This window comes from Solihabitans fulvus (assembly GCF_008386585.1).
Taxonomy (GTDB): Bacteria; Actinomycetota; Actinomycetes; order Mycobacteriales; family Pseudonocardiaceae; genus Solihabitans; species Solihabitans fulvus.
Window position 1 is genome coordinate 1 of sequence record NZ_VUOB01000104.1, and the last position, 26829, is coordinate 26829.

The 26829-nt window shown below is 69.7% G+C and carries 23 protein-coding genes and 1 pseudogene; 11 read left to right on the top strand and 13 right to left on the bottom strand.

The genetic code is table 11. The features are described 5' to 3' along the window. Positions 1-16 precede the first annotated feature (16 nt). The 6 genes from F0L68_RS39590 to F0L68_RS39610 all read right to left on the bottom strand — a co-directional run bounded on the left by F0L68_RS39590 (position 17) and on the right by F0L68_RS39610 (position 6705). On the bottom strand, positions 17-547 hold the full coding sequence (locus tag F0L68_RS39590; RefSeq protein WP_223199557.1) for an ATP-binding protein: 531 nt from the start codon (positions 545-547) through the stop codon (positions 17-19). Between the two features lie 4 nt (positions 548-551). Beyond that, on the bottom strand, positions 552-1121 hold the full coding sequence (locus tag F0L68_RS39595) for a DUF742 domain-containing protein (RefSeq protein WP_149855065.1): 570 nt from the start codon (positions 1119-1121) through the stop codon (positions 552-554). 7 nt (positions 1122-1128) lie between these two features. Beyond that, complete coding sequence (locus F0L68_RS39600) at positions 1129-1572, bottom strand: roadblock/LC7 domain-containing protein (RefSeq protein WP_149855066.1); 444 nt, start codon at positions 1570-1572, stop codon at positions 1129-1131. After that, positions 1569-5087, bottom strand: a complete 3519-nt coding sequence (locus F0L68_RS39605) for a sensor histidine kinase (RefSeq protein ID WP_149855067.1) — start codon at positions 5085-5087, stop codon at positions 1569-1571. Before F0L68_RS39605 ends, F0L68_RS39600 begins: the two co-directional genes overlap by 4 nt. Before the next feature lie 83 nt (positions 5088-5170). Next, the gene (locus tag F0L68_RS42930; protein WP_188317085.1) at positions 5171-5323 is read right to left on the bottom strand and encodes an MFS transporter small subunit; all 153 of its coding nucleotides are present in this window, start codon (positions 5321-5323) and stop codon (positions 5171-5173) included. Continuing rightward, positions 5323-6705, bottom strand: a complete 1383-nt coding sequence (locus tag F0L68_RS39610) for an L-lactate MFS transporter (RefSeq protein WP_149855068.1) — start codon at positions 6703-6705, stop codon at positions 5323-5325. The genes F0L68_RS42930 and F0L68_RS39610 overlap by 1 nt, the downstream gene beginning before the upstream one ends. Before the next feature lie 581 nt (positions 6706-7286). Here F0L68_RS39610 and F0L68_RS39615 point away from each other — a divergent pair. From F0L68_RS39615 to F0L68_RS39630, 4 genes are all read left to right on the top strand, one after another. Next, positions 7287-7613 carry a DUF485 domain-containing protein gene (locus tag F0L68_RS39615; RefSeq protein WP_223199560.1) on the top strand — a complete coding sequence of 109 codons (327 nt, stop codon included), beginning with the start codon at positions 7287-7289 and terminating at the stop codon, positions 7611-7613. Next, positions 7610-9205: a monocarboxylic acid transporter gene (locus F0L68_RS39620; RefSeq protein ID WP_149855070.1), complete on the top strand. Its 1596-nt coding sequence runs from the start codon at positions 7610-7612 to the stop codon at positions 9203-9205. Before F0L68_RS39615 ends, F0L68_RS39620 begins: the two co-directional genes overlap by 4 nt. 163 nt (positions 9206-9368) lie before the next feature. Beyond that, positions 9369-9872 (top strand): hypothetical protein, encoded by a 504-nt coding sequence (locus F0L68_RS39625; RefSeq protein ID WP_149855071.1) that lies wholly within the window; start codon positions 9369-9371, stop codon positions 9870-9872. Positions 9873-9924: 52 nt separating this feature from the next. Continuing rightward, positions 9925-10419, top strand: a complete 495-nt coding sequence (locus F0L68_RS39630; RefSeq protein WP_149855072.1) for a hypothetical protein — start codon at positions 9925-9927, stop codon at positions 10417-10419. Between the two features lie 37 nt (positions 10420-10456). Here the strand turns inward: F0L68_RS39630 and F0L68_RS39635 are convergent, their stop codons facing one another. Further along, positions 10457-11209 carry a rhomboid-like protein gene (locus F0L68_RS39635; protein ID WP_188317086.1) on the bottom strand — a complete coding sequence of 251 codons (753 nt, stop codon included), beginning with the start codon at positions 11207-11209 and terminating at the stop codon, positions 10457-10459. A 436-nt stretch (positions 11210-11645) separates the two neighbouring features. Here F0L68_RS39635 and F0L68_RS44990 point away from each other — a divergent pair. From F0L68_RS44990 to murJ, 3 genes and pseudogenes are all read left to right on the top strand, one after another. After that, positions 11646-12059, top strand: a pseudogene (locus F0L68_RS44990) (COR domain-containing protein); the annotation flags it as partial. Positions 12060-12144: 85 nt separating this feature from the next. Further along, positions 12145-13257 (top strand): hypothetical protein, encoded by a 1113-nt coding sequence (locus tag F0L68_RS39645; RefSeq protein ID WP_438672354.1) that lies wholly within the window; start codon positions 12145-12147, stop codon positions 13255-13257. 54 nt (positions 13258-13311) lie between these two features. Next, on the top strand, positions 13312-14904 hold the full coding sequence (gene murJ / locus F0L68_RS39650) for a murein biosynthesis integral membrane protein MurJ (RefSeq protein ID WP_149855074.1): 1593 nt from the start codon (positions 13312-13314) through the stop codon (positions 14902-14904). Between the two features lie 6 nt (positions 14905-14910). On the opposite strand, the gene F0L68_RS39655 is transcribed toward murJ, so the two are convergent. Together F0L68_RS39655 and F0L68_RS39660 are read right to left on the bottom strand one after the other, a co-directional pair. Continuing rightward, on the bottom strand, positions 14911-15651 hold the full coding sequence (locus tag F0L68_RS39655) for an SDR family NAD(P)-dependent oxidoreductase (protein ID WP_149855075.1): 741 nt from the start codon (positions 15649-15651) through the stop codon (positions 14911-14913). A 113-nt stretch (positions 15652-15764) separates the two neighbouring features. Further along, positions 15765-16895, bottom strand: a complete 1131-nt coding sequence (locus tag F0L68_RS39660; RefSeq protein ID WP_149855076.1) for a Gfo/Idh/MocA family protein — start codon at positions 16893-16895, stop codon at positions 15765-15767. A gap of 92 nt (positions 16896-16987) precedes the next feature. Between F0L68_RS39660 and F0L68_RS39665 the strand changes: the two genes are divergently transcribed. Together F0L68_RS39665 and mdlC are read left to right on the top strand one after the other, a co-directional pair. Then, the gene (locus F0L68_RS39665) at positions 16988-17623 is read left to right on the top strand and encodes a TetR/AcrR family transcriptional regulator (RefSeq protein ID WP_149855077.1); all 636 of its coding nucleotides are present in this window, start codon (positions 16988-16990) and stop codon (positions 17621-17623) included. A 40-nt stretch (positions 17624-17663) separates the two neighbouring features. Then, entirely contained in the window at positions 17664-19265 is a 1602-nt protein-coding gene (gene mdlC, locus F0L68_RS39670) for a benzoylformate decarboxylase (protein WP_223199558.1), read from the top strand. A 70-nt stretch (positions 19266-19335) separates the two neighbouring features. On the opposite strand, the gene F0L68_RS39675 is transcribed toward mdlC, so the two are convergent. From F0L68_RS39675 to F0L68_RS39690, 4 genes are read right to left on the bottom strand one after another with little or no spacing between them, the layout of a single operon-like run. Then, positions 19336-20118, bottom strand: a complete 783-nt coding sequence (locus F0L68_RS39675; protein ID WP_149855079.1) for an ABC transporter ATP-binding protein — start codon at positions 20116-20118, stop codon at positions 19336-19338. Then, complete coding sequence (locus F0L68_RS39680) at positions 20115-20906, bottom strand: ABC transporter permease (protein WP_149855080.1); 792 nt, start codon at positions 20904-20906, stop codon at positions 20115-20117. Before F0L68_RS39680 ends, F0L68_RS39675 begins: the two co-directional genes overlap by 4 nt. After that, positions 20903-21667, bottom strand: a complete 765-nt coding sequence (locus tag F0L68_RS39685; RefSeq protein ID WP_149855081.1) for an ABC transporter permease — start codon at positions 21665-21667, stop codon at positions 20903-20905. The genes F0L68_RS39680 and F0L68_RS39685 overlap by 4 nt, the downstream gene beginning before the upstream one ends. Positions 21668-21669: 2 nt before the next feature. Further along, entirely contained in the window at positions 21670-22692 is a 1023-nt protein-coding gene (locus tag F0L68_RS39690; RefSeq protein WP_149855082.1) for an ABC transporter substrate-binding protein, read from the bottom strand. A 378-nt stretch (positions 22693-23070) separates the two neighbouring features. On the opposite strand from F0L68_RS39690, the gene F0L68_RS39695 reads away from it, so the two are divergent. Continuing rightward, positions 23071-26217, top strand: coding sequence for a sensor histidine kinase (locus tag F0L68_RS39695; protein ID WP_223199559.1), 3147 nt, complete (start codon positions 23071-23073; stop codon positions 26215-26217). Beyond that, a complete protein-coding gene (locus F0L68_RS39700; protein ID WP_149855084.1) occupies positions 26214-26639 on the top strand; it encodes a roadblock/LC7 domain-containing protein in 426 nt (141 codons plus the stop codon). The genes F0L68_RS39695 and F0L68_RS39700 overlap by 4 nt, the downstream gene beginning before the upstream one ends. Positions 26640-26829 lie beyond the last annotated feature (190 nt).

Genomic DNA, 26829 nt, shown 5'->3' on the forward strand with positions numbered 1-26829 from the left:
GATCTTCAGGACACTTCTAGGGGCAGAGCACCCGGCTCGCCTTGGCGTGCTCCACCAACGACACCAGCGTGTTCTTCACCAGCCGCCGGTCCCGGGTGTCGCAGTGCACGACGGGCACCCGCGCGCCGCCGGTCACGGCCTGGCGCACGCCGTCGAGGTCGTGCCGTCGCCCGCTCTCGCCGTGCGAGGCGAGCACGAACGGCACGCCCCGGTCGGCGAAGAACCCCGCCGCGTCAACGGAATCCAGCGGCCGGCGCGGATTCACCAGCACCACGGCCCCGATCGCGCCGCGCGCCACGTCGTCCCAGCCGAGGCCGGGCCGCTGCGGCGTGCAGAACAGGTACAGGATCAGCGTCGGGTCGAGCCACACCCGACCGAACTCCAGCGACGCTGGATCGCCGAGACCCGCACCGTCCGGCGGCAACATCGTGCAGCTCATCAGATCCGAGTCGGCGATCGAGCCGACGAAGGCCGCCTTGCCGGCCCCGTAGCCGCCGGCCACCACGATCTTGGCCGAGGTCAGCTCCGACGTCGTGGGGTCTCCCAAGGGATCAGAGCCGGCGTAGTCCACTCAGCACCCTTTCCAACAGCGCCATGTTCGGCAGGTTTCCGTCGGCGGACGCGGTCTCGTGCACGACGATCACGCCGAGCCCGGCCATGTCGCCGAGCAGCACCTTGGCCACCCCCAACGGAAGTGACAGTAGCGCCGCCACTTCGGCGACCGAACGCGGCTGCCCGCACAGGCGTGCGACCTCGTGGTATTCCACCTGCATCACGGCGGCGGGGTTGTAGCCGGTGTCGCTGACCGAGACCAAAGTCTCGATCTCCAGCTGATAGTCGGACTTCGTCCGCCCGCCCGTCCAGGTGTAGGCGCGGACGATCGACGCGGACTCCTCCTCGTCGTCCTCGAGGTCGTGCTGGCCGGCCGCCAACGTGTCCGACAGCAGCCGGTTGTCGTCGTCGTTGTTGCGGCGCCTGCGGCCGGGGCCCTGCTCGCCGTCCTTGTCCTTGCGCCTGGTGCTGTCCAGGCTGAAGCCGTTCATCAGGAACGCGAACGAGTCGTCCGACTCGTCCTGCCGGCCTCTTGTGCCGTTGTCGGCTTGACCACCATCAGGGCTCATGATCACCTCACACGGACGGTTGAGCCGAGGACCGCTGCACGCCCTGCAACTCGGCGCGCAACTCGGGGGTCAGCATCTGACCCACCTGGTCGACCAGCACGGTCATCTCGTAGGCCACCTGACCGACATCGCAGTTGGGCGCCGCGAGCACGGCGAGACAGGATCCGTCCAAAATGGACATCAGCAACATGATCCCGTGGTCCATCTCGACGACCGTGCGCAACACGCGCTCGCCCTCGAAACAGCGGGACGCGCCCTCGGTGAGGCTCACGACGCCCGCCGCGATCGCGGCCAACTGGTCGGCGCGGTCAGCCGGCAGCCGGGAGGACGACGTCAGCATCAGGCCGTCCACCGAGATCACCACCGCGTGCGCCACGCCGGGAACGCGGTCGGTGAAGCTGTCGACCAACCAGCCGAACCGGTCCACCTGCCGGGACTGGGGTGTGGTCATGTGGTCTTCTCCTGGCCATCGGTGTTGTCGATGTGGTGTCGTGCCGGAGTGTCGTGACTCTGGCGGATACCGGACTGGAAGCTGTTCAGGAAGCCGCGAGCGTTGTTCGGGTCGCGCCGGTGCGCGGCGGCGGGCGCGGCGGCCTGCCCGGTGGAACCGGGCCGACCGGCCAACTGCGGCGTGAGGTGCGCCTTGGGTTGCCGCTTGGGCAGCCCGGCCTCGGTCTGCGCGGCCGGCGCGGGATCGGTCGGCGGCGACAGCGTCGGCGCGGGCCTCGGGGGAGCGGCGGACACGGGCGCCGGCGCGGCGGCCGGCACTTCGCGCGCCCTGCGCACCGGCAGCGAGGACGCGTCCTCGACCGGCACGTTCGGCGTGAAGAAGCTGGATCCGCCGGTCGCGTGCTGCCCGGCACTCGCCTGAGACTCGCGCGGCGCGACCGCACGCGGCACCCGCACCGGCAGGCCAGCAGGCCCAACGGCAGGCTGTGCCGGACTCGGCTGCGCGGGACTCGGCTGCGCGAGACCCTGCTGCGGTCCGGGACCCTGCTGTCCAGGACCCTGCGGCCCGGGACTCTTTGGCTGGCGCTTCGGCAACGCGCCCGGCTGCGTGGGCTCGTGCTGCGTGGAGGCCTGTCGCGCGACGGGCTGCTGCGCGGGAGACGGCTGCGCGGGAGCGCGGCTCACCGACTGGAATGCCGCCCCAGCACCGAACTCGGCACGCGCGGCAGGCTGCGCCGTCGACGAGAAGGCCGCCGCCGCACGGGAATCGTGCGGGGACGCGCCCGACCGGACTCCTGCGTTGGCGGCCGTCGAATAGGCGCCACCGTCGTAACCACCGTTGGCCGCGCCCGCCGGAACTCCCGCGTTGGCGGCCGACGAAAAGGCTTCCCCGGCCAGCGGACCGGCGATGGCCGAACTCGACTCGCCGCGCGCGCCGACCCCGGCCGCGACGTCTGGCAGGTCGTGCAGCTCGTCCAGGTCCAGGTCCCCGAACCAGCCGAACAGGTCGTCGTCGTCGCTCTCGGTCTCGTCCACCGCGCTGAAGTCCGCGGCCTCGTCCGGCGTCGGCGCCCAACCCGCCAGGCGCGGGCTGGGTTCCAGCCACTCGCCCGCCTCGACCGGCACCTCGGCCTCGTCGTCGGCCGGCTTGCCGGCGAACCACCCCGACGTCGTGGTGTCCTCGAACATCGAGGGACGCGGCGCCTCCGACTCCTCGTGCCGAGGCGCGTACTCCTCATACCGAGGCGCGTACTCCTCATACCGAGGCGGGTACTCCTCGTGGCGCGGCACGTGGTCGACGGACCCGCCGTTGAACGACGCCCAGTCCTCGTCAGCCGGCGCGGCCTCCTGCTCGACCGGCGTGACCGGCGCGAACATCCCGCCGGCCACCGGCGCGCGGTCGTCGACGACCTCGGCCGGCTGCAACACACTGCCGATGTCGACCATGGTGTCGGCCGACGCCACCGGCAGCAACGCCGTGGCGGAGGCCCCGTCGCCGCCGACCGGCGCGGCCGTCAGCGTCGGCGGATCGAACTGGGCGCCGCCCTGGCTGCGCACCAGCTCGCCGGGCACCAGCACCAACGCGCGCAGCCCCTCGCCCTGCTGGCTGACCGCCAGCCGCACGCTGATCGAGTGCCGGCCAGCCAACCGACCGACCACGTACAGGCCCATCTGGCGCGACGTGGGGACTTCCTCCGAGCCGTCGGCGGTGACGCGGCCGTTGGCCTCGACGAGCTCGTCGTCGCTCATCCCGATGCCCTCGTCGAGCACCTCGATCTGCATGCCGCCGTCGGCCCGGCCGCTCGCCGCGAGCAGCACCTGCGTCCCCGGCGGCGAGAACGCCGCCGCGTTGTCCAGCAGCTCCGCGATGAGACGCACCAGGTCACCGGCCGCGTAGCCGACGATCTGCACCGTCGGCACGGACTGCACGATCACCCGCTGGTACTGCTCGATCTCCGACGCGGCCGCGCGCAGCACGTCGCCGAGCGCGACCGGCTTGGTGAACCGCCGCGCCAGCTCGCTGCCCGAGAGCACCATCAGGTTCTCGTTGTTGCGCCGCATTCGGGTCGCGAGGTGGTCGAGCTTGAACAGGTTCGCCAGCTGCTCAGGGCTTTCCTCGTCGCGCTCCAGCTGCTCCATGAGCTTGAGCTGGCGCTCAACGAGACCCTGGCTGCGGCGGGACAGGTTCACGAAGATGTTGCGCATGTTGCCGCGCAGGCCGGCCTGCTCGACCGCCGACCGGATGGCCTGCCCGTGCACCGCGTCGAACGCGCGGGCCAGCTCGCCGAACTCCTCGGTGGTGTGCACCGGCACCGGCGCGATCGTCTCGTCCGGCGAGCCACCCTCGCGGATGCTGGCCACGGCGGCCGGCAGCTGGTGCTGCGCTACGTCGAGGGCCGTGCGGCGCAGCGTGCTCAGCGAGCGCAGCAGGTAGCGGCCGACGACCCAGCCGATGGCGGCGGCGAGCAGCAGCATCGCGAGCAGCACGACCGAGGCGATACCGGCCTGGTTGCTCGTGGTGTCCTGGAGGTCGGCGACGGCGGTGTTGAGGTGGTCCGACAGCGCGGTGCTCACCTTCGCCATCAGCGCGATGGTGCCCTCGGACGCGTTCGTCCAGTCCGCCTGGACGATCTGGAGAACGGGCGGCCGCACCTTGTTCTGCGACTGGTCCGGCGAATCCGGTTGGGCGAGCGCGGTCTGCACCAGCCGCTTGCGGCTCTCCACGGCAGGACCGGACACGGCCTGCTCGTAGTCGTGCACCTGGCTCGCGGTAGCGGCGGCCTGGAAGTCGGTGAGCTTGTCCTGGAGCCGGATGTCGGCCTCGGCAAGCGACCGCAGCTCGGTGTTGAGCAGCTTTCCCCGGTTGATGCCGGCGAGCACGATCGCCTGTTCCTGGGAGATCTGCTCCTTGGCGGCCTCGATCTCGTAGAGGGCGAGGGCCTGGCCGACCAGCTGCGGGTCACTGAACTGGCTGGCCAGCGACTGGTCGAAGTCCAGCAGCGACTTGATGGCCGCGTTGTAGCCGGCGAGTTCGGTCGGCACGTCGCCGGAGCCGTCCACGATGTGCTTGCGGACCTGGTCGAGGTCGGCGAGGCGCTTGTTGTAGTCCTGCCACCGCGTGCCGGCGGTCTCGCCGAGGCTGCCGGCCTTGTCCACGAACCGTTGCACCGCGCCTGCGCGCGCGTCGACGGCGCCGACGCGCTGCTTGAACGAGGCCAGGTCGACGCCGCCGTTGTCGGCGCGCAGCACGGCGACCGTGCGTTCCTGTTGCAGCGCCGTCGTCACGGGGATCAGGTAGCCGCGCAGCTTCGCCAACTGCTGCATGGTGCTGTACGTGTTCGACCGGTCGATGTCGGCGCGGATCTGCCCGACACTGGCGACCATCGCCACGGCGACCGGCACCACCAGTACGGCGGCCAGCTTGATCGGCAGCCGCCAGTTCCGCCAGTCCGTGACGGACCGCCAGGACGGTCGGCGACCGCCGTCCTGCACGACGTCCGGGACCGCTCGCTCCACCACAGTCACCTGTTGAGCCCGTCTTTCTCAAACCCGGGTCGAGGCGGACGCGCGACGCGTCCGCCTCGACCCGTGGTCCATCACTAGTGCTGGAAGAGCTTCTGCGCGTTCATGATGAGCTTGTACAGCCCGTACAGGAAAGGCAGCGTGACCCAAAGCCAGGCCACCACGAGCAGCGCGACGCGGTTGGGCGCTGCGCCCTCGGCGGGTGCGGTGGTCGTCTCGTCCTCGGCCATCAGTTCTTCACCGTGCTTTCCGCGCTCTCCGAGCCATTCTCCGCCGCAGGCTGCTCGTCGGTGGCCGGTTCGTGGAACTTCGCCGATACCGGACGAATCAACTCGTTCGCGACGAAACCGATCACCAGCAACGCGATCATGATGTAGAACGACGTCGTGTAGAGGCTGGAGCCGGTGTGGCCAGCGCTCTTGCCGGCGTCGGCGATCGCGTTGACGATCAGCGGTCCGAGCACGCCTGCCACCGACCACGCGGTGAGCAGGCGGCCGTGGATCGCGCCGACCTGGAAGGTGCCGAACAGGTCCCTCAGGTAGGCGGGGATCGTGGCGAAGCCACCGCCGTAGAAGGACAGGATCGCCATCGCCGCGATCACGAACAGCTGGGTGCTGCTGTTGCCCGCGGTCAGCAGGAGCAGGTACAGCAGCGCCCCGGCGCCGAGGTAGAAGCGGTAGATGTTCTTGCGGCCGACCCGGTCGGACAGCGAGGACCAGACGAACCGTCCCAGCATGTTCGCCAGCGACAGCAGCGCGGTGAAGCCGACCGCCGCGGTGGTGGCCACCGGGGTGCTGGTGTTCTTGAAGAAGTCCACGATCATCGGCGCGGCCTTCTCAAGGATGCCGATGCCCGCCGTGACGTTGAAGCACAGCACGATCCACAGCAGCCAGAACTGCGGCGTCTTGACCGCGTTGCGCGCCGACACGTTCGCCGTGGTGACCAGCTTCTTCGGCGCGTTCGCGTCCGGGGTCCAGCCGGCGGGACGCCAGTCAGGCCTCGGCACGCGGATCAGCGCGACACCCAGCGCCATGAACACGGCGTAGGCGATGCCGTGGATCAGGAACGCCTTGGAGATGCCGCTGGTGGTGACGCCGAACGACGTGAGCATCTGGCTGGACCACGGGGAGGCGATCAGTGCGCCGCCGCCGAAGCCCATGATCGCGATGCCGGTCGCCATGCCTGGGCGGTCCGGGAACCACTTGATCAGCGTCGACACGGGGGAGATGTAGCCGATGCCGAGGCCGATGCCGCCGACGAACCCGTAGCCGAGCACGACGATCCAGTATTGGCTCAGCGCCACACCCAGCGACGAGATCAGCAGGCCGGAGCAGAACGCGACCAGCGAGACGAACATCGCCCAGCGCGGGCCCTTGCGTTCGACCAGCGTGCCGCCGAACGCGGCGGACAGGCCCAACATGACAATGGCAAGCTGGAACGGCAGCGCACTGCCGGTGCCGGAAATGTGGAGCGTTTTCTCCAGCGGGGGCTTGAAGACGCTCCAGGCATATGCCTGGCCGATTGACAGGTGAATAGCTAGTGCTGCCGGGGGGACCAGCCAACGGCTCCAGCCGGGCTTCGCGATGGTGCGGGAGCGCTCTAGGAGCTCCACCTTTGCCTACCTCCTGGCTACACGAATCAACTCGACCGAACGCGACATGTTTGGGCGTACAAAAACGCATGTGGCGGACGTTGGTGCTGCGTGATACTAGGGCAGAGGTCAGGCCTGCTACAACGGCCAACTTCGTGGCGGGGCTTGTTTGTTGCCGAAATGTGCTTGTGTCACCTTGGCTTGGGTTCGCGACCAGCGGACTTGTACGCACAGCGACGGTCACTCACCAGGTGAAACGGGCATATCGCCCTGGATCCTTGATCGTATACGACCCTCGGGACCTGCCCAAACACAGGCCGGCTCACTACTTCGAGTGTGTTGTTCGGTACACCCTGTGATCGTCGTCGCCTCGGCCGGATCCGCTGTGACGAACGTGCGCGGCCCGCGCATTGACTGTGCGCCGGTCATCGCTACGCTTGGCGCCTCCGATAAGGTCGCGCGCGGCAGTGTGGCGAGTCGGAATGCCAGTGGAGGGGTAGATGACGAAGGCGATACCGGCCGCCATGGACTCGCGCGACCCGCGAGCCTCGCGGGCTGCCGGCCAAGGATTTACCGCATTCGAGGGCGTCACCGACGGATCTATGGTCGACAGTGACGGCAACCCCGATTTTGCCGTCATTCAACAGAGCCCCGAGTTTCAGGAACTCCGCCGCAGGCTGCGCCGTTTCGTCTTTCCGATGTCCGCGCTGTTCCTCGCCTGGTACCTCACCTACGTGCTGTTCGCCGCCTACGCACACGATTTCATGAGCCAGAAAGTCGGCGGGCAGGTCAACGTCGGCATCGTGTTCGGGCTGCTGGAGTTCGTGTCCACAGTGATCATCACGTTGGTCTACGCGCGGTACGCCAAGCGGCGGCTCGACCCGCAGCGTGACCTCGTCCGCTCGCGCGCGGGGGTCGTCGAAGAATGACAGTCACTCTGGCCGACGGTGTCGCCGGCAGCCCGGTGCTCAACCTCAGCGTGTTCGGCGTCTTCGTCCTCGCCACCCTCTACGTCGTCTACCGCGCCAGCAGCAGCAACCGCACCGCCGCCGACTACTACGCGGCCGGCAGCAGCTTCAGCGGTTCGCAGAACGGCATCGCGCTGTCCGGCGACTTCCTGTCGGCGGCGTCGTTCCTCGGCATCACCGGCGGCATCGCGGTCAACGGCTACGACGGCTTCCTCTACTCGGTCGGCTGGGTCGTCGCCTGGCTCGTGGGCCTGCTGCTGATCGCCGAGAGCCTGCGCAACACCGGCCGCTTCACCGTCGGCGACGTGTTGGCGTACCGGATGAGGCAGCGCCCGGTCCGCGCGGCGGCGGCCAACGCCACGCTCGTCATCTCCTTCTTCTACATGCTCGCCCAGATGGCCGGCGCCGGCGGCCTCGTCGCGCTGCTGCTGAACGTCACCAGCAAGGGCGGCCAGGCGATCGTCATCGTGATCGTCGGCATCATCATGGTGTTCTACGTCCTGGTTGGCGGCATGAAGGGCACCACCTGGGTGCAGATCATCAAGGCGGCCCTGCTGTTGGTCTGCGTCACCCTCACCACGATCTTCCTGTTGGGTAAGTTCGGTTTCAGCCTGTCCAACATCATGGAGGGCGCGGCGCAGAACAACGCCCACGGCGACGCGCTGCTCAACCCCGGTGTGAAGTACGGAAAGTCCGGCATCACCAAGCTCGACTTCATCTCGCTCGCGCTGTCCCTGGTGCTCGGCATCGCCAGCCTGCCGCACGTGCTGATGCGCTTCTACACCGTGCCCAACGCCAAGGAGGCGCGCCGCTCGGTGGTGTGGGCGACGTGGACGATGGTCGTGTTCTACCTGTGCACGCTGGTGATCGGCTTCGGCGCGACCGCGCTCGTCGGCTCGGACGCGATCCTGCGCGCGCCGGGCGGCGAGAACTCCGCGGCCCCGCTGCTGGCGTTCAAGATCGGCGGAGCGGTCCTGCTCGGCGTCGTGTGCGCGGTCGCGTTCGCCACGATCCTCGCGGTGGTCGCCGGGCTGACGCTCGCCGCGTCCGCGTCCTTCGCGCACGACGTGTACGCGAACGTCATCAAGCGCGGCAACGCCGAGCCGCGCCAGGAGGTCAGGGTCGCCCGGCTCACCGCGATCGCGGTCGGCGTGCTGGCCATTGCCGGTGGTATCGCGGCAAATGGCCAGAATGTCGCGTTCCTGGTGTCCCTCGCGCTCGCGCTGGCCGCCTCGGCGAACCTCTCCACGATCCTCTTCTCGTTGTTCTGGAAGCGGTTCAACACCAAGGGCACGCTGTGGGCGATCTACGGCGGGCTCGGCTCGTGCCTGGTGCTGATCATCTTCTCGCCGGCCTTCTCCGGCGGGCCGACGGCGATCTTCCCGGACGTCGACTTCCACTGGTTCCCGCTGAGCAACCCCGGCCTGGTCTCGATCCCGTTGTCGTTCCTGTGCGGCTTCGTCGGCACGATCCTGAGCAAGGAACCCGCCGACGGCCGCAAGCAGGCCGAGATGGAGGTCAGGGCCATCACCGGTATCGGGTCGGGACGGTGACGCGGCGGACGTTGGCCGACTCCGGGATGAACACTCGGCCAACGTCCGCGCACCGACCTCGTTAACTTTTCACTTGGGACGCTGTTTACTCGTGATTTCTTGATTGCCAACGGTTCGGCAGGTATCCACTAGACGACCCCTGTCGTCGTTGGAAGGTGCCACCGTGAAACGCAGTCACGCGTTACTCGTCCCGCTCGTCGCGCTGTTCGTCGGCGCTCTGTCCACTTCGGTGGCCGACGCCGCGTCAGCGCAGAGCTGCGTGGCCCTCAACGGTCGCGCCGACGTGCGCTGCACGCCGGGCGCGTTCAACCCGAACGTCACGCAGTCCACGATCGGCAGCACGATCTGCGTGTCCGGCTGGACCGCCACGGTGCGGCCGCCGGCGTCGTACACCACGGCGTTGAAGAACCAGCAGAAGATCGCCTACGGCGAGGCCAACATCTCCAACTCGGACCTCGAAGAGGACCACCTGGTCCCGCTGGAGCTTGGCGGCGCGCCGCGCGACCCGAACAACCTGTGGCCGCAGCCGCGCGCGTCCGTCACGCCGCCTGGACAGGGCGCGGAGACCAAGGACCGCGAGGAGAACGCCCTCAAGGTCAAAGTGTGCAACGGATCCCTGACCCTCGCCCAGGCGCGCCAGCAGATCCTCGCGTACTGGACGCACTAGTTCGTCGCCGACTTCCGAGCCCTGCACATTCCCTGCCAGAAGGCGGTTTCTCATGAAGCGATACCGATACGCTATCGTCCCGGCGCTCGCCCTGTTCGGCGGCCTGCTGTCCGGCGCCGTGGCGCACGCCGACACGCAGACCTGTTTCGCGCTCGACGGCAAGGCCGACGTGAACTGCACGCCGGGCGCATTCAACCCGGACGTCACCCAGGACACCATCAACGACACGATCTGCGTGTCCGGCTGGACCAGGACCGTCCGCCCGCCGGCCTCCTACACCACGGCGTTGAAGAACCAGCAGAAGATCGCCTACGGCGAGGCCGACATCTCCAATGCCGACCTCGAAGAGGACCACCTGGTCCCGCTGGAGCTTGGCGGCGCGCCGCGCGACCCGAACAACCTGTGGCCGCAGCCGAGGACGTCGGTGTCCAACCCCGGCGCGGAGGACAAGGACAAGGAAGAGAACTCGCTCAAGGTCCAGGTCTGCAACGGGGACATCACCCTGGACCAGGCCAGGCAGCAGATGCTGGCCGACTGGACGCACTAGTTTCCGGAGACCGGCTGGTTGACTCTGGGACGGGTTCCTAGGGACGGCCGCTGAGCACGGCGGCTCGCGGGGCTCCGGGATCACCGGAGCCCCGCGACCATGCCGCCGCCCGACGCTGGCTCAGGACGACGGCGCGGGCCGCCGTCCTGAGCCAGGAGGGTGTCGCCGGGCGGAGCGTGCCAACCAGGCCGCGGCGACGCAGCCAGGGGAGCCAGCCGAGCAGCCCGAGGTGCAGGGCGAGCAGATGGCCGAGCGCGGTGACCGAGGCGTCCGTGCCGCCGGGGCCGTCGGCAAGGTAGACGAGGACGATCCCGAGTTCGGCCGCCGCCAACGCGGTCCACCGCCAGGGACCCCGCAGCACGCACAGCAACGCGCCGGCCGTGGCGAACAGCCCGTAGCTCACGCCGACGTCGATCAGGTGCCCGTCGGAGCGCGGCAGCAGGTGCTGCCGGACGGCCCACAGCACGGGAAGCTCGGTGGCCAGCGAGGCGACCACGTGCCCGCTGGCGAAGATCGCGAACGTCCACCGCGAGCCGACCCGCCGCTCCAGCGGCGCGAGGGCGACCGCGAAGAGGAACGCGTACGCCAGCCAGTGCGGATCGGCCAGCCACAACGCGCTGGCGACGAGCGAACGGCCGGGGTGGTGCGCGATGTTCTGCGCGCTCGTGCTGGACCAGGCGAGCAGGTGCGCGGCGATCGCCGGATCCACGACCCGGATCACGAGGGTCGTGACGAACAGCCCAACCAGGTACCAGAACGTGAACGGAGTCGTGGTCGGCAGCGGAACCATTCGGACAAGCCGGTCTCGGCGCAGCGGGGACCGGGCCCACCGCGCCGTTCCGTTCACCCGAACAGCCGCCACGGTTCCACCATGTCAGCGGTTCCTGTCAGCTACCTGAAGATCAGCTGACGCTGGCATTCGGGTGCATCACCGTTGGGTCGGATAACGCCCCTTGGCCTCGCCGCGAAGTGCTGGCTGAAAACAGGGGCTGCGGGCGAGATGACTGGTGACATCGCTGAGGCACACCGACGCATCCACACGGCAGTTCGAGCGGACCTGACCACGCAGTGCCGGGATGTGGGAGTCACTCGATCGTGATCTTGCGTGGGTTCGCACGGGTGTTCGATGCTGGTGGTGCGCAGCTTCGATACAACTTCCGGGTGTGCCCGACACCCGCCCAGCCCTCCGCGCGCGCCTGTCCGACGAGGCCGCCACGCTCCCGTTGATGGGCTCCGAGTGGCCGACGACCTGGCTCACCGCGGCCGAGTCGCTGCGCACCTCGGCCGAGAAGGCCGTGACCCCGGAACGCATGTGGCAGCTCATGTCCAACGCCGGGGTCGCCGACCCGGTCCAGCAGCGCTACCTGTCCAGCGCGCTGCACCAACTCGGCGACATCCTCTACTACGAGGACGATCCGGAGCTGGCGCAGACCGTCGTGCTCCAGCCGGAATGGGTCAACGAGTACATCAGCAAGGTCCTGGACAGCAGGGAGGTCGCCGACGCGAACGGCCTGCTGAAACGACCGCACCTCAACGACCTGTGGTCCGACCTCAACCGCGGCCTGCGCGATCACTTCCTCGGCATGATGGACAAGTACGACCTCTCCTACCGGATTGACGCGGGCCGGGCGGGCGACGTGAGTCTCGTCGTCGAGCGCCTGCCCTGGGATCCGCCGCCGTACCAGAGCACCTGGTCCGAGATCGCGCCGACCCGACTCCCACGAGATCCGCGTCCGCTACAGCCTCAACACCATGCCGCCGGGCATCCCGACCTGGTTCATCGCGCGCTCGCACCGGTTCAGCACAGGGACGCACTGGCGCAGCGGGGTCCTGCTGAGGCACACCGACGGCCGGCACTTCGCGCTGTTGGAAGCGAACCGGCACCGCAACACGGTGGAACTCACGGTTCGGGGACCCTCGCCCGCCGCGTTCTTCTCGGTCCTGGACGACGGCCTGAACCTGACCCTGGAACGGTTCCCCGGCCTCGACATCACCCGGCGCGTGCCCTGCCGCTGTCAGGACGACGGCGGCGAACCATGCCCCGAGCTGTTCGACTACGAGGACCTGCGCAGCCGCCTTGCGCGCACCCCGCCCCGCGAGCAGATCGAGTGCCGCAAGTCGACCGAGCTGGTGTCCGTGCAGACGCTCCTGCATGGCTTCGCGCCGTCCGAACGGGGCGGCCTGCGCGCGACCATCGACCAGATCAGGGACACGGTCGTCCGGGTCGACGGCAAGCTCGGCGAGCAGAGCGAGTACCAGCAGCGGATGTTCCTCAAGCTGCAACACCTCCTGCAACTACAGCAGGAAGCGCGCTGCCCCAGCGTGTTCGCGCTCGTGCAGGGCGGCCGCAGACTCACCGGCTCCGCCTACGAACTCCGCCTCTACTGCGAGGAACCCGGTGCGTGGCACCGACTTCCGGAACCCGACGGCGTCTACCCGATCACGCAGCCCGCCAACTGGTACCGCAGGTTCGGCCCGTACCTGCAACACCTCCTCACGATCCTCAAGCACGTCGCGCCGCTCGCCGCGCCCGTGCTCGGCATGACGGTCGACGCGCTCGACCAGCACGTGAAGGCCGACTGCGACGCGATGAAGGAACTGATGGCCCAGGCCCCTGGCCAGCTCCGCTACGAGGACGAGCTTGGCGGCCTCAAGACCGTTGACCCGACGCCGGCGGCACATGCTTCGACCGATGCCGACTTCCGCGCGCTTGAGGCCATGCTCACCGCGCTAGACCCCGACCGGGCCTGGGGCGGCCTGTCGCGCACCACGACGCCGGAGGGCCTGACGCTCTACCTCTGCCTCGACCACGTGAAGGCCTATCGGCAGGCGGTCTGACCCGACAAGGTCAAGTCCGGCAGACTGGACGGACCGAGCACTGGGGAGGCGGCGTTGACCGAACCTGGGCTGATGCGCACCGGCCGGACGATGGCCGTGGCCACCCTTGTCGCGCGGATCACGGGATTCCTGCGGATGGTGGTGCTGGCCGCCGCGCTCGGCCTCGGCACGCGGCTCCTCGAGACCTACACCGTGGCCAACAACGTGCCGAACCAGATCTACGACGTCGTGTTCGGCGGGGTGCTCGGCAGCATGGTGGTGCCGCTGCTGGTGCGCGCGGGCGCGGGCCGCACGGACGCGGGCGACCTGTACGCGCAACGGCTGCTGTCCCTGGTGGTCTACGGTCTCGGCGTCGCGGTGCTCGCCACCGTCCTGCTGGCGCCGCAGATCGTCGGCCTCTACGCACCCGCTTTCACCGGCCAGCAACGGGAGTTGGCCGTGACGTTCACGCGGTTCTTCGTGCCGCAGATCCTGTTCTACGGCATCAGCGAGACGCTCGCGGCCGTCCTGAACACGCGCGGCCGGCTCACCGCGCCGCTGTGGGCCCCGGTGGCCAACAACGTCATCATGGTCGGCACCGCGGTGGCGTACCTCGTCCTCGGCGGTCGCGGCGACCTGACCACGGTGACGTCGACGCAGTCGGTGCTGCTCGGCGTCGGCACGACGGCGGGCGTCGGCGTACAGCTGCTGGTGCTCGTGATCGTGACCCGGCGCAGCCGCTTTCCCCTGCGACTGCGGCTGAATCCGCGCGGGGTCGGCCTGCGTTCCATCGCGCGGATGGTCGGCTGGACGCTGCTGTACGTCGTCGCCGCTCAGTCGTTGTTTGCCGTCGTGTCCAGGCTCGCCACTCACGTGGACGGGATGAGCGTCTACCAGAACGCCTACACCCTGTTCCAGCTGCCCTACGCTGTGGTCGCGTTGTCGGTGATCACCGGTGTGCTGCCGAGGATGAGCCGCGCCGCGGCCGACCGCGACCTGCCTCGGCTCACCGACGACCTGTCGCGCAGCCTGCGGCTCACCGCCGTGGTGCTCGTGCCGGTCGCCGCCGGGTTGATGCTGCTCGGCCCGCAGATCGCCACCGTGCTGTTCGACCACGGCAACACAGCTCCGGTCGCGGCCAGGCTGACCGGCGCGACGCTCGTCGCGTTCGGCCTCGCCCTGGTGCCCTTCGCCGGCTACCAGATCATGCTGCGCGTGTTCTACGTCCTCCAGGACGCGAGGACACCGGCCCTCATCCACAGCACGGTCGTCGCGGCGGCGATCGTGGCCTCGCTGATCGCGGCGATGGTGGTGCCTGGCAAGGATCTCGTGGTCGCGCTGGCCAGCTGCTACGCCTTCGCCTACGCGCTCGGCGCGGTGCTCGCCGCGCAGGTGTTGCGGCGGCGCATCGGCCGCGTCGACGGCCACCGGCTGGTCCGCTCGCACGGCCGGATGCGGCTGGCCGCGCTCGCCGCAGGCGCGGCCGGCCTCGGCGCGATCCGTGCCTGCGGCGCGGCGCTCGGCACCGGTGTGCTGGGGTCGAGCGCCGCGATCGGGGCAGCCGGGCTCGCCGGTGCGGGTGTCTACGCGGTGGCCGCGCACCTGTTGCGTATCACCGAACTCCGGGCGATCGTCGCGACCTTCCGCCCCGCCAGGACGGCCGGCTGACACCCGTCAGACGGTGTACCCGCCGTCCACGGCGAGGGTGGTGCCGGTGATGTAGCGGCCGCTGGGGCCCGCCAGGTAGGCCACCGCGGCGGCGATGTCCTCGGCCTCGCCGTAGCGTCCCAGTGCGGTGAGGGAGCGCTGGAAGTCGGCGGTCTCGCCGTCGGCCGGGTTCATGTCGGTGTCGATCGGGCCGGGGTCCACGATGGTGGCGGTGATTCCGCGCGGCCCCAGCTCCCTGGCGAGTCCCTTGGTCAGCCCGATGAGCGCGGACTTCGCCGTCGCCTGTAAGACGAAGTTCGCGCCGGGAACGCGCCCGTTGAAGCACGACCCGATGCTGATGATCCGCCCGCCGTCGCCCATGTGCCGGGCGGCGGCCTGGGCGGCCAGGAACACCGACCGGACGTCCACCGCGAGCACCCGGTCCAGTTCCTCGGCGGACACCTCGGCCAGTGGACCGTAGGTGAGGAAGCCCGCGTTGTTCACCAGGATGTCGATGCGGCCCAGTTCCCGCACCGTCTGCTCCACTGCCTCCGCCGCGCCGTTCGGCTGGGTCAGGTCGGCCTGGATGATCGCAGCTCTGCCGCCATCCGCCTCGATCTGCTTGGCGACGCCGCGCGCTTGGTCTGCCGCTTGGACGTAGGTCAGCGCGACCGCTGCCCCCGCGTCGGCCAGCCGTCGCGCGATCGCCGCGCCGATCCCGCGGCTGCCGCCGGTCACCAGCGCTACCTTGCCGGTCAGGTCGTTCATCGAAGACTCCTTCGTGGACGGTGTGATCATCATGCCGACATGGTAGAAGTTGACATTGGTGTCAGATTCAAGTGCTTTTAGCGTCGTCGGCCCTGTTTCACGCCGGTCGCCGATCAGCCTGCGAACGTCACCCGCGTACCGGTCACCGAGGACCGCCGGACCGCGTCGAGCAGGCGGTGCACCCTGACGCCGTCGGCGAAGTCGGCCGTGTCGCGGCTTCCGGTGCGGATGTCGCGCGCGAGCTGCGCGTACAGCTCGGCGATGTTGCGCACGGCCAGATCGGGAAGGTCGCCGGGGACCGTGCGGAACCGGTCCGGGACGGGCAGCTCGCGCAGCACCCCGCTGGCGTCCCTGGTGCCGAGCACGCGCAGGTTGCCGATCTGGATCGACGACGCGAGTCCGCCGCTCTCCTCGATGGACACGATGGCCAGATCGCCTTCGGTGCCGGCGATCTCCACCCTGGTGCGCGCGTCGGACACCTTCGCGTCGTGCAGGTGCACGGACAGCGCGGCGCCGCCGGCCAGGGTGCCCGCCAACAGCAGCTGGTCCGGGCTGGTCACGTCGATCCGCTCGCCGGTCTCCGCGATCGTGTACTCGGGGCGCTGCACGGACAGGCCGGCCGACAGCTCGGTGATCCTTCCTGCCAGGTGTTCCACCGCGTCGAGGGTGTGTCCGCCGCCGACCTCGACGAGCCCGGCGCCGTTGGCCTGGTCCAGCGTGTACGCGCTCCACGAGGGGATCCCGACGCCGCCGCCCTTGCCGCGCGCGGAGTACACGTTCACGGACGTGACCCGGCCGACGTAGCCCTCGGCGATCAGCGCCTTCGCGTGGTTGATCGCGGGGGAGTACCTGCTCTGTAGGCCGATCGCGTGGTGCACGCCCCGCAGCGCGGCCACCGAGGCCAGCTCCTCGGCCTGTTCGGTGGTGGCGGTCAGCGGCCACTCGCAATACACGTGCTTGCCCGCGTCGAGCGCGGCCCGCACGAGTTCGACGTGCGCCGGCACCTTGACCGTGATGGTCACCAGGTCGACCTCGGGGTGCTCGGCGAGCTGCCGCGCGTCGGTGAACGCGTGCGCGGCGCCGAACAGCTCGGCGGCCTTCCTGGCGCTGTCGGCGCGGCTGGTGCCGACGGCGGTGAGTTCGTACTCGGGCAGCGCGCGCAGCGCGGGGACGTGCGCCGTCGAGGCCCAGCCCCGGTCCGGGCTCGCGCCGAGAATGCCGACGCGGATCGTGTTCGCGGCCATCAGAGATCCTCCAGAGAGAGTCAACCGGACTTGTTTGGTCCGGTTATCGAAGCACAACCGGACCTCCGAGGTCCACTTGGTATGATGTGGGCATGACCACGACGGAGAGCGCGACCGACCGGCTCCTGGCGGACCAGGGCGGGCGACGGCCGAGGGCCGACGCGCGCCGCAACGTGGCCCGGCTGGTCGCCGCGGCCAGGGAGGCCGTCGTCGAGGTCGGCGTCGACGTCACCGCGCACGAGATCGCGCACCGGGCCGGCGTCGGCATCGGCACCTTCTACCGGCGCGTGCCGTCCCGGGAGGCCCTGCTCGAGGCCGTGCTCGCCGACCTGGTCACCGAGGTCGCCGAGGTCGCGCGGACGCTGCTGTCCGATCCCGACCCCTGGCACGGCTTCCGCACGTTCGCCGAGGCGTTCGTGCGGCTGCGCGTCGAAAGCAAGGGCATCAACGAGGCGCTCGGCCGCGAATGCGGCCTCGACATCGACGCGCCCGTCATCCAGCTGCGGGAACGCGCCCAGCTGCTGATCGAGCGCGCCCAGGCGGCCGGCGCGCTGCGGGCCGACCTGACCTGGCAGGACGTCACGTTCCTGCTCGCGGGGCTGTCCTCGGTCGACCGCACGATGGACATCCGCGCCGAGCCGGAACAGTGGCGGCGCAGCCTGCACGTCGTGCTCGACGGACTTCAGGTCACGGATTCGGTCGCACGCATGGGCAATCTGTCCGATTGATCTTAGGATCAGCAACTGTTGGCCAATGACAAGGAGTGTCGTGGTTGCAGTTGGCAAACCCACCGTTCGTGACGTCACCAGGGACCTGATGCGGAAGTGGGGAACCACCACCGTCTTCGGCAATCCCGGCTCGACCGAGCTGGCCTTCCTCGCGGACTGGCCGGACGACTTCCGCTACGTGCTGGGCTTACAGGAGTCCACCGTCGTCGCGATGGCCGACGCCTACGCGCAGTTCACCGGCAACGCGGCGGTGGTGAACCTGCACTCCTCCGGCGGGGTCGGCCACGCGCTTGGCAGCGTGGTCACCGCGTACAAGAACCGGTCCCCGCTGGTCATCATCGCCGGACAGCAGTCGCGGTCGCTGCTCGTCGGCGAGCCGTTCCTCGGCGCGATCGAGGCGGCCGAGTTCCCCAAGCCCTACGTGAAGTGGAGCTACCAGCCCGCGCGCGCCGCCGACGTGCCGGCCGCGTTCGCCAGGGCGTACCACCTGGCCACCCAACCTCCTTACGGGCCAACGTTCCTGTCCGTGCCGGCCGACGACTGGGACGCCGAGGCCGCGCCGGTGCAGGCGCGGCCGAGGGTGCGCGGCCACGCGCCGGACCCCGAGGCGCTGCGCGAGGTCGCGGCCGCGCTGACGGCCAGCTCCCGGCCGGCCATCGTGGTCGGCGCGTCGGTGGACGGCGACGACGCGGTCGAGGACGTGATCGCGCTCGCCGAGCGGACCAGGGCCGCGGTGTTTGCCGCCCCGATGTCCTCGCGCTGCTCGTTCCCGGAGAACCACCCGCTGTTCGCGGGCTTCCTCCAGCCTGCGCGGCATCGGCTCGCCGAGGCGCTGGCCGAGCACGACTGCGTCGTCGTCCTCGGCGCGCCAGCGTTCGTCTACCACGTGGTCACCCCGGACGGCCCCGACCTCCCGCAGCTGTACCTGATCAACGACGACGAGCAGGCACTCGCCTGGGCGCCAACCGGAACCGGCCTCCAGGCCACGCCGAAGCTGGCGATCCAGCAGCTCACCGCGCTGCTGCCGGCCACCGACCGGCCGGCCCCGGCACCCCGACAGACCCCGCCGCCGCCCGCGCCGCCGTCGCCGCACGGCCAGATGAGCGGCGCGTACGTGCTGGACGCGATCGCGAAGGCGTTGCCGGACAACGCGATCGTCGTCGAGGAGGCGCCGAGCCACCGCAACGACTTCCACGAGTACCTGCCGATCACCACGCGCGGCAGGGGATTCCTCACCATCGCCAGCGGGGTGCTCGGCTACGGCCTGCCCGGTGCCGTCGGCGCGGCGCTGGCCGAACCGAACCGGCCGGTCGTCGCGATCGTCGGCGACGGGTCGAGCATGTACTCGATCCAGGCCGTGTGGACCGCGGTCCGCGAGCACACCCCGGTCACCTTCGTCATCCTCGATAACGCCCAGTACGGCGCGCTGCGGTCGATGGCCGACAGCCACGGCGCGGCCAAGGTGCCGGGGATGGAGCTTGGCGGGCTGGACTTCTGCGCGCTCGCCAGCGGCATGGGCTGCTCGTCGAGGCACGTGCGGACGCCGGAGGAACTGCACGAGGCGCTCGGCGCGGCCATCGCCTCCGACCAACCGGTGCTGCTGCACGTGCGGGTCGACCCCGACTACGACGCCCTGTACTAGCAATGCCGTTGGGCCACACCAGCTCGCTGGTGTGGCCCAACAGCGGCTAGCTGGTGTGGCCCAACAGCGGCTAGCTCGTGGGGGCGGTGTTGCGGATGCGCTGCGCGACCTCGGTGCGCAGCCGCACGAACTCCTCTGCGCCCCTGGTGCCGATCTGGTCGCGCGGCGCCGGCAGATCGACGCTCAACGTCTCCACGACGCTGGCCGGCGACTTGGACAGCACCAGCACGCGGTCGCCGAGATAGACGCTCTCGTCCACGTCGTGGGTCACCAGCAGCACGGTCATCTCGTGCTCCGCGCGCACCTGGAGCACCAGGTCCTCCAGCTCGGCCCTGGTCTGCGCGTCCACCGAGGCGAACGGCTCGTCCATCAGCATCAGCATCGGCCGATAGGCCAGCGCGCGGGCGATCGCGACGCGCTGCTGCATGCCGCCGGACAGCTGCCACGGATACTTCGTGGCCGCGCCGGACAGCCCGACCCAGGACAGCGCCTCCTCGACGCGTTCCCGCCGCTGCGCCTTGGACAGTTCGCGCCCCCGCAACGGGAACTCGATGTTGCCGGCGACCGTGCGCCACGGGAACAGCGACCTGCTGTAGTCCTGGAACACCATCGCCAGCTCGTCCGGCACCTCGGTGACCTCGGTCCCGTGCAGCGACACGGTGCCGCTTGTCGGCCGCAGCAACCCCGAAAGACAGCGCAGCAGCGTGGACTTGCCGCAGCCAGAAGGCCCGACGATGCACACGATCTCGCCCCGGTCCACCGCGAAGGAGATGTCGCCGAACGCGGTGTGCGTCTGCTCCTTGGCGCGGTAGACGTGCCCGAGACCGGTCACTTCCAGCATGTTCTCCGTCATCGCCCCGCCTGCCCGGTGTAGCCGTGGTGCCAGCCGAGCACTCTGCGCTCGACCGCGAGGAACAGTCCATTGAGGACATAGCCCAACACGCTGATCAACGCGATCCACGCCCACATCGCCGGATAGTCGAAGGTGGCCTGCTGCGCGTTGACCAACTGGAAACCGATCCCGCTGGTGCTGCCGACCAGCTCGGAGACCACCATCAGGATGAGCGAGAGCGCGAGGCTGACCCGCAGCCCGGCGAAGACCTTCGGCAGCGCCGAGGGCAGCACGACGCCGAGAATCCACCGCGACCGGGTGATCCGGAACGCCCGCGCCGTCTCCACCTTGACCGCGTCGACCGACCGCGCGCCGTCGATGGTGTTGAGCAGGATCGGCCACACCACACCCAGGACGATGGTGGCGACCTCCATCTGCGGGCCGATGCCGAACACCACCAGGAACACCGGCACCAGCAGCGGCGGCGGCACCGCCCTGGCGAACGACAGCAGCGGGGCGACGTAGTCGGTCGCCACCGCCGACCGGCCGAGCGCGATCCCGGCCAGCACCCCGATCACCGCGGCGACGGCCCAGCCGATCAGCAGCCGCGCCAGGCTCGGCAGGATGTCGTCGCCGACCGAGCTGGTCAGCCACAGGTGCCAGGCGGGGCCGGAGAACCACAGGTCGCCGGCCGCCCGCAGGATCCGCAGCGGGGGAGGGAAGTACGGGTTGGCGCCGCTGGCCGCGGCGAACTGCCAGACCACCAGGCACCCGAGAAAGACCAGCCAGCGTTGCGCGAAGATCTTCACATGGCACCTCCCGCCGGCGCCCACACGAGCCAACGGCGTTGCGCGGCAACGAATCCGATGTTCACCAGGTAACCGAACAGGCCGGCGAACACCGTGCCGGCCAGCACCATGTCCATCCGACCAGCGCTGCTGCCCCACGTGTACACGAACTGGCCGAGGCCGATCGTGCCGCCGGTGAGGAACTCCGTGCTCACCAACACGATCAGCGCGACCGACGCGGAGAACCGCACGCCGGTCAGCACGAACGGCGCGATGCTCGGCAGCGTCACGCCGGTCAGCCGCCGCAGCCGCGAGACCCGGAAGGACCGCGCGGTGTCGACCAGCTGCGGGTCGACCTCGTGCAGCGCGTAGATCGTGTTGAACAGCACCGGCCACAGCGCAGCGAAGGTGGCCAGCGCGATCTTGGTCTGGGCTCCGCTGCCCAGCACCGAGATCACCAGCGGGATCAGGGCCACGCTCGGCAGCGGGCGAAGGAACTCGACGATGGTGCTGCTGACGGTGCGCAGCAGCCGCACCCCGCCGAGCAGCAGCCCGAGCGGCACGCCGATCAGCGTGGCCAGCCCGAGCGCGATCACCCAGGACAGCAGCGTGGACACGACGTCGGTGAGGAACTGGGGATTGCCGAACAGGCCGGCGAACTTGACCAGCACCACCGACGGCGGCGGCACGTAGGTCGCCTGCACCAGGCCCGATCGGCTGGCCGCCTCCCACAACAGCAGGAAGACGACCAACCCGATCAGTTTGCGGAGAATGCTCGGCACGGTCAGCTGTTCGGCGTCGCGACGATCAGGCTCTTCACGTCGATCGGCGTCTTGAGGTTGCCGTAGGTCTTCATCAGGGTGACCACCCGCTCGAGGCGCGTGGCGTCCAGCGAGGTCGGGAAGACCCCCAGGTTCAGCAGCGGAACGGCCTGCTTGTCCACGCCGGTCAGGTCGGGCAGCACGTCCGCGAGCTGGCTCTTGTCCGCCGCGGCCTTCTGCGCCTTGACCATCGCGCGCTGGAACGCCGCCACGGTCTTCGGGTTGTCCTGGTTGAACTTGCTCGTCGCGATGTAGCCGCTGAGCGCGATGTTGTCCGTGGAGCCGGTCACGATCTTGAACACCGGCTGCGCGCCGGTCGACTGCTCGGCCTGCGTGATGTAGGGCTCGACCTCGACGCCGGCGCTGATCTGGTTGCTGGCCAGCGCGGCGGGGATGTCGGGGAACTTCACGCCGACGAAGCTCACCGAGTTCGGGTCGATGCTGTTGTCCTGCAACAGGGCCCGCAGCAGCAGCTCGTTGATGTTGCCCGGCGCGTGCACCGAGACCTTCTTGCCGGCCAGGTCCTTGGGCTCCTTGATGCCGGAGTCGGGTTTGGCCATCAGCACCAGCGAGTCGCCGGTGCCCTGGTAGGCGTCCGTCACGATCTTGGCGTCCAGGGTCTTCTGGGCGACGGCCTGGAAGTAGGAGACGTAGTTGACCAGGGAGAAGTCCAGCTCGCCGCTGGTCAGGGCGGGCAGCGCCTGCGGGCCGGTCTGGAACTTCTTGATCTCGACGTTGAGGCCCTCCTCCTTGAAGAAGCCCTTCTTGTCCGCCAGCACGACCGGCGCGTCGTCTGCGGTCGCCAGGATGCCGATGGTGACCTTGCCCTTCTCGACCTTGTCGGTGCTCCCGCCACCGGAGTTGCTGCTCGACCCGTTGAGCAGGCCGCAGCCACTGGTGATCGTCATCGTCGCGGTCACCGCGACGATGGCGGCCAAACGGGTGAAGCCGAGCCGAGTTCCGAACGGTCCCGCGTGTCTGGGCATGGTGCGACTCTCCTGGGGGAAGCAAGCGAGGGGCAGCCGATACGGCGTGCGGTAGTTGATCGAACACCGAGGGTGATTCGTCCGTCAAGACATGAGATGCCCGTTGGGACGAAGAGTTCGTCTTCAGTTGGCGGCGTGTTGGCTTACCGCCGAATGGCGTCACCTAACGACACATTCGGCCTAACGCGTTGCGGCAAAAGGTGTCGGAGCGTGTCATCCGCCCTCGCACATCTACGCACACAGGTGGTTGATTTGTAAAACTTTCCATACATACTCCAAATGGCGGTATGGGAGCGCACACATTCGCTTCAAGATCCACGAGTCTGCGCCGGTGGGTATGCGGCGATTGTCTTCAGGTTGCATGGGAGTGTGCTGACGGTGCGCGGTCAGGACGACGACGTGGCGTCCCCGCCTGGCCCGGCGAGAGCCGCCGCCCAGGATGTCGTCGAGCCGGAGTCGCGACGAGCCGACCGAACACCGGAGTCCACTGAGGCCGGTGTGTCGACTCGCGGGCGATGGCGGCTGCGGAACTGGCGACTGCGCAGCAAACTCGTCGTGGTGCTCCTGGTTCCCGCGCTCAGCACGCTCGCGCTGGCCGGCCTCCGCCTGAGCAGCCAGCTCGACGACGTTGGCCTGTTCGGTCAGGTGCAACAGGAGTTGCAGCTCAACGGTCAGGTCGAGTTCGTCGCCGACGCGTTGCAGCTGGAGCGCGACGCCATGGTGTCCTATGTGGCCGGTGGCCGAGGCGGCAACGCGGCAACGCAGGCAACACAGTCCAAACAGGTCGACATCGAGGTCGGCAAGCTCCGCGGCATGGTCGACTCCACCCAGGGCGTCGACCCCGCAGTGCGGGACGCGCTGGCCAAGTCCATCCAGGCACTCAGCGGGCTGCCGGCGCTGCGGAACTCCGCGCTGAGCACGTCCTACCCGGACAAGGCCGCGCTGACCGCCTACACGCAGATCCTCGGCGTGCTCGGCCAGGTCAACCGTGCCACCGCGACCAGTCTGAGCAACCCGGCCATCACTCCGCTGGCCGCCGCGAGCCAGGCGCTCAACATCGCCAAGGAGCAGCTCGCCGAACAGAACGCCATCCTGATCTCGGCGGCCAAGCACGACGCGTTCCCCGCGGGCCAGGCCACCGAGCTGCGCGCCGCGCAGTCCCGGTTCGACGCGGCGCTCGCCGACTTCACCAACGTGGCCAGCATCGACAACCGCCAGCGCTACCAGGACACCGTGAGCGGCGCGGACGTCGACGAGCGCAACCGGCTCGCGCAGCTCGCCCTCGTGCAGTCCGACATGGGACAGAAGGTCACGCTGTCCGACGCGGACGTGACCAGGCTCGGCGAGAACTCGACCGCCCTGGTGCGCAAGGTGACGCTCAACATCGACGACCAGACCGCCGCCGCCGTCACCACCCTCACCGACGACGCGCGCCGGGCCGCGCTGCGCGACGCCGCCCTCGTCGCGGTCGCGTTGCTGGTGGCCTTCGGCCTGATGGCGATCGTCGCGCGCTCCATGCTGACCCCGCTGCGCGTGCTGCGGAAGACCGCGCTGGACGTCGCCCGGCACCGGCTGCCCGAGGCCATCAAGCGAATCCGCACCGACCGCGACCCGGTCCAGGCGGCCAGGGACGCGATCGAGCCGGTTCCGGTGCACACCACCGAGGAGGTCGGCCAGGTGGCCAGGGCCTTCGACGTGGTGCACCAGGAGGCCGTCCGGCTCGCCGTCGAGCAGGCCGCGCTGCGGGCCAACGTCAACGACATGTTCGTCAACCTGTCCCGACGCAGCCAGGCGCTGGTCGAGCGCCAGATCGGCGTCATCGACAAGCTGGAACAGGACGAGCAGGACCCCGACCACCTGGCCAGCCTGTTCGAGCTCGACCACCTCGCGACCCAGATGCGCCGCAACAGCGAGAACCTGCTCGTGCTGTCCGGCACCACCGTCGCGCGGCGCGTCACCAAGCCCGCGCAGATCTCTGAGGTCATCGGCGCCGCCGTGTCCGAGGTGGAGAAGTACGCCAGGGTCCAGGTCGCGGCGACGCCGGAGATCCTGGTGCAGGGCCGCGTGGTCAACGACCTTGCGCACCTCATCGCCGAGCTGCTGGACAACGCCACCGCGTTCTCCCCGCCCTCCACCAAGGTCACGGTTCGCACCATCGAGACCAGGCACGGCGAGGTCGCCATCCGCATCCACGACCGGGGCGTCGGGATGCAGAACGAGGACGTCGTCGCCGCCAACGAGCGGCTGGCCGAACCGCCGGAGGTCGACGTCTCCATCTCGCGCGAGATGGGCCTGTACGTGGTCGCGCAGCTGGCCAAGCGACACGCGATCAAGGTAGTGCTGAGCAACAACGACGACATCGACGGCGGCACCACCGCGCAGGTCACGCTGCCGGCCGGCCTGCTGCATCAGCGCAGCGCGAAGCAGTCGACGCCGGCCGTCGGCACCACCGACATCAACGTCGCCCGCGCGTTCGGCAGCACCCGCGCGAAGCCGGAACGCGCCATCGCCTCGCTCGCCGAGACGCAGGCGCAGGCGCTCGTCGACACCTCGGCGTGGACGCCGAGCGCACCGGCCGCCCTGCCGACCCCGGTGCGCATCCCCGTGGAACCGGAGGTGTACCAACGGCAGGAGGCCTCGGGAATCGACCTGTTCGAGCCGCCGCCCGCGCTGTCGGCCGAGCAGGGGCGGCCGGAGGAGTACATGCCGCCACCGCTGATCCCGAGCCGCCCGATCGCCGAGCCTGTCGCCGAACCGACCGAGGACCCGAACGCGGCCGGACCGGCGACGGTGCGCCTGCCCGTCTACGAATCGGTGCTGTCGCGGTGGTTCCAGACCACGATCGACGCCGAGGACGCCGAGGCGGCGGCGCAGTCCGCCGCCCCGGTGGAACCACGCTTGGCCGCCACCGCACCGGCCGCCCCGGAACGACCGATTCCCGAACGGACGGCCCCAGAACGGACGGCCCCCGAACGGCAGGTCCCGGAACGGCCCATTTCCGAGCGGACGGTCTCGGAACGGCCCGTCCGCGCGCCGGAACCGAGGCGTGAGCCTGCGCCGCTCGCCGCGCGTGCCGAACCGAAACCCACGGCGGCCGCGCTGCCCAAGCGGCCCGAACGTTCTGCCGCACAGGCGAAACCGCTCCCTGCGGCCGAGCCGGCCGCCGTCACCAGGCGCCGCCCGCCACCCCCGGTGCCAGCGGCGGCGGCGAGCCTGTGGGGCTCCCCGGCCGACGAGGGCTGGAAGGCGGCGGCCGAGGCGCTGAACGCCCCGACCCCCGAGGCCGTCACCGGCACCGGGCTGCCCAAGCGCGTGCCCAAGGCCCACCTGGTGCCCGGCTCGGCGCAGACCGCCGCGCCGCAGGCCGGCAGGCCACCGTCGGTGCCCCGATCCGCGGAACGGCTTCGCGAACGGTTCGCCACCTACCAGCGCGGTGTGCGGCTCGGCCGCGACACGCGCGGCGACGCCGACGACGACTACACGTACTACCCGACCACCGTTCGCGGAAATGAGGAGCAGGAGTGAGTACCGGGTCCGAAGAGCTCGACAGTTTCAGTTGGCTCATCGACGACTTCGTCGCTCGGGTGGCCGGCGTCGCGCACGCGATCGTGGTGTCGGCCGACGGGCTGTTGCTCGCCAGCTCACAACGGATCCCGCGCGACCGCGCGGAACAGCTGTCCGCCGTGTCGTCCGGGCTGATCAGCCTGACCCTCGGCGCGGCACGCTGCTTCGACGCGGGCGAGGTCAACCAGACCGTGGTGGAGATGGAACACGGCTACCTGTTCCTGATGTCCATCAGCGACGGCTCGTGCCTCGCGGTGCTTGCCGCGCCCAACTGCGACATCGGCCTGACCGGGTACGCGATGACCCGCCTGGTCGAGCGCGTCGGCCTTCAGCTCACGCCGGAGGTCCGCGCGCAGTTGCAGCAGGCCGCGGTGCGCGCGTAGACCCGAGGTCCCGGCACGCGGTGAAGACATCAGCAAGCGGCTAAAGAGAGTTGACGCGTCATGAGGAAGGGCGCCGGCGTCGAGGGCGACCGGTTCAGCGGAAAGCTTGGTGCCACGGCGAGGCCGGCGCCCCCCGTCGACGCGGGGCCGGTCGGCCGAGCCCCGACGTCGGCGAAGATCGTCGTGGCTG